Source organism: Massilia sp. CT11-108, assembly GCF_047302915.1.
Lineage (GTDB): Bacteria > Pseudomonadota > Gammaproteobacteria > Burkholderiales > Burkholderiaceae_D > Telluria > Telluria orientalis.
The window spans coordinates 1-2,780 of sequence record NZ_JBKYMO010000626.1; the positions used below are offsets into that span (position 1 = coordinate 1).

At 63.8% G+C, this 2,780-nt stretch carries 4 protein-coding genes and 1 pseudogene; 3 read left to right on the top strand and 2 right to left on the bottom strand.

The window, feature by feature from the left end; all coding sequences use genetic code 11:
- The coding region (locus tag ACEN88_RS28545; protein WP_413345110.1) for an SDR family oxidoreductase at positions 1–673 on the bottom strand (673 nt) is incomplete at its 3' end.
- 234 nt (positions 674–907) lie between these two features.
- On the opposite strand from ACEN88_RS28545, the gene ACEN88_RS28550 reads away from it, so the two are divergent.
- Both ACEN88_RS28550 and ACEN88_RS28555 read left to right on the top strand, forming a co-directional pair.
- Positions 908–1,240, top strand: a complete 333-nt coding sequence (locus tag ACEN88_RS28550) for an energy transducer TonB (protein ID WP_413345112.1) — start codon at positions 908–910, stop codon at positions 1,238–1,240.
- 198 nt (positions 1,241–1,438) lie between these two features.
- Positions 1,439–2,131 carry a hydrolase gene (locus ACEN88_RS28555; protein ID WP_413345114.1) on the top strand — a complete coding sequence of 231 codons (693 nt, stop codon included), beginning with the start codon at positions 1,439–1,441 and terminating at the stop codon, positions 2,129–2,131.
- A gap of 58 nt (positions 2,132–2,189) precedes the next feature.
- Here the strand turns inward: ACEN88_RS28555 and ACEN88_RS28560 are convergent.
- A pseudogene (locus ACEN88_RS28560) lies at positions 2,190–2,291 on the bottom strand (hypothetical protein); the annotation flags it as partial.
- 68 nt (positions 2,292–2,359) lie between these two features.
- Between ACEN88_RS28560 and ACEN88_RS28565 the strand changes: the two are divergent.
- On the top strand, positions 2,360–2,780 hold a 421-nt coding region (locus tag ACEN88_RS28565), incomplete at its 3' end, for an SDR family NAD(P)-dependent oxidoreductase (protein WP_413345116.1).

The window sequence follows — 2,780 nt, forward strand, 5'->3', positions numbered from 1 at the left end:
CGCCGGCGATGTCCTCGGGCTGGCCCAGGCGACCCAGCGGCGCCGAGTTCGCGATCTGCTGGACCAGCTCATCCGACTTCCCGGTCAGGAACAGCTCGGTCGCGACGGGGCCCGGCGCCACGGCGTTGCAGGTGATGCCGCGGCCGCGCAGCTCTTTCGCGAACACGCGGGTCAGCGCTTCCACCGCGCCTTTCGTGGCGGCGTACACGCCATAGGTCGGCGGCGCCATGTGCAGCACGCTGGTCGAGAAATTGACGATGCGTCCGCCTTCGTTCAGGCGCGTGGCCGCTTCGCGCATCGTGTTGAAGGTGCCGGTGACGTTGATGGCCATCGTGCGCTCGAACTGCTCGTCGGTCGTCTCGGCGATCGTCACGTACGGCAGGATGCCGGCGTTGTTGACGAGGATGTCCACGGGGCCGAGCTTTGCCTCGATCGCCGCGAACATCGCTTTCACGTCGTCGACCTTGGCGACGTCGGCGCGCACGGCGATGGCGCGGCCGCCTGCCGCTTCGATGGCGGCGACGGTGGCGTTGGCGGCTGCCTCGTTGCCGGCATAGTTGACGGCGATGGCGAACCCGTCTTCGGCGAGACGTTTCGCAACGGCGGCGCCGATGCCGCGGGAGGCGCCGGTGACCAGGGCGACGCGGGGGGTGTGTTGGGTTTGGGTGTTCATCGTGACCTCCTTAATTGGTTGAGCGTGAAGTCATGATGATTGATTTTGATGCAAAGATAATCTAGCAAAGTTTGCCTTCAGAATTCCATCTTGAATAACAATCTGGCGCGTTTATCGCCGATATAACCGGACGGTGCATAACTGCCATTCGAACAATAAATTTTTCAAGCATGCTGCAGCGCAGTAAATTGGATTCGCAGTCTCGCTATTCGAACCCAACCACTGGAGCTGATCATGATCGGTAAACGTCACCTTGTTGCTCTCGCATCCGTCCTCTCGTTCAACGCCCACGCCGCCGAACCGGCTGCGCGCCTGAGACCCGCTACCTGCAGCACGCCGGCCTTCACGTCGGACCTGAAAGACGAATACCTCCAGGGCACCGTCCGCCTGGCCGTGCTCGTGGACCCTGACGGTTCGGTCAAGCGGGCGAAGGTCGTCGAGTCCAGCGGCCACCGCGCGCTGGACCGGGCCTCGCTGCGTGCCAGCTATACGTGCAAGTTCGGTGCCGCCGGCAAGGACGGCGAGCCGAGCTGGTCCACCGTGCAATACAAGTGGATCAACGATTGATCCGGATCGGGCCGCCGGCATCGGTCGCAGGCGGCTCAACCAACGTTCGAAAAATTCGATAAAAGCCTGGCAATTTTCTCGTTTTTTTAATGCCGGGCCACCGCGCATAATGTCTCCATCGCAGCGAACAACGAAGAGGAGATCTTCGAAACGTTCGATGCAATATCGACCCCCCAACCGATAACACTGGAGAACATCATGAGCAACGCCAAACTGGAAGTCCTGACCCCGCATAACTCGCAACTGATCATCATCGACCACCAGCCGCAGATGGCGTTCGGCGTGCAGTCGATCGACCGCCAGACCCTGAAGAACAACGTGGTCGGCCTGGCCAAGGCGGCGAAGGCGTTCGACATCCCGACCGTGATCACCACGGTCGAAAGCGATTCCTTCTCCGGCAAGACCTATCCCGAGATCCTGGATGTCTTCCCGGGCAAGGAGATTCTCGAACGGACGTCGATGAATTCCTGGGACGACCAGAAGGTGCGCGATGCCCTGGCCGCCAACGGCCGCAGGAAGATCATCGTCGCCGGCCTGTGGACGGAAGTGTGCAACACGACCTTCGCGCTGTCCGCGATGCTCGACGGCGACTACGAGATCTACATGGTGGCCGATGCGTCGGGCGGCACGTCGAAGGACGCGCACGACTTCGCGATGCAGCGCATGGTGCAGGCCGGCGTCGTGCCCGTGACGTGGCAGCAGGTCCTGCTCGAATGGCAGCGCGACTGGGCGCACCGCGACACCTACGATGCCGTGATGAAGATCGTCACCGAACACTCGGGCGCGTACGGCATGGGCGTCGACTACGCCTACACGATGGTGCACAAGGCACCGGCGCGCAACCGGGGCGACAACCCGGTGCTGGCCCCGGTTGCGGCACCCGTACGCTGAGCTTCAGGTCCGAAACGCCTGGAAAGCGAACGATCATGAAAACCCTCGTGCCGACCATGCGGACGGGCTGGCCGTCCGCCCCGCGCTCGACGACCTTGCCGCGCGACTGCGCCCACACCCAGTGGCCGGTTCGCTCATACGTTCGCTCACACGTTCGCATTGGTGCGCACGATTGGCGGTAGGACGTCCTTGGGTTAACATTTGATTCACCCGCCCCAGGAGATTCCCATGAAAGCTATCGTCACCGGCCACACGAGGGGCCTCGGCGCCGCGCTCGCCGCCAATCTGCTGGCGCGCGGCGTACCCGTCCTCGGCCTGGCGCGCACCCGTTCGGCCGAACTGGTCGACGCGTATCCCGACCTGTTCGACGAGGTCGAACTGGACCTGGCCGACAGCGTCGCGCTGTCGCGCTGGCTCGCGGACGGCATGCTGGGCGATTACCTGGACGGCACCGGCGCCGTCCTGCTGCTGAATAATGCGGGGATGGTGAGCCCAGTCGGCCCGCTCGACGCGCAGGACCCGCAAGCCGTGCTGCGCGCCGTGCAGTTGAACGTGGCCGCGCCGCTGGCGCGCACGACGGAAGACCGCTTCCCCATGCGCAAGCGCTTCGTCGACATGAAGGAGACCGGCGCGCTCGTCGAGCCGGACG

What these genes read in the sequence shown, in the direction of transcription:
- ACEN88_RS28550 (WP_413345112.1), top strand. Translation starts at nt 908, where the DNA reads ATGATCGGTAAACGTCACCTTGTTGCTCTCGCATCCGTCCTCTCGTTC.
- ACEN88_RS28555 (WP_413345114.1), top strand. Translation starts at nt 1,439, where the DNA reads ATGAGCAACGCCAAACTGGAAGTCCTGACCCCGCATAACTCGCAACTG.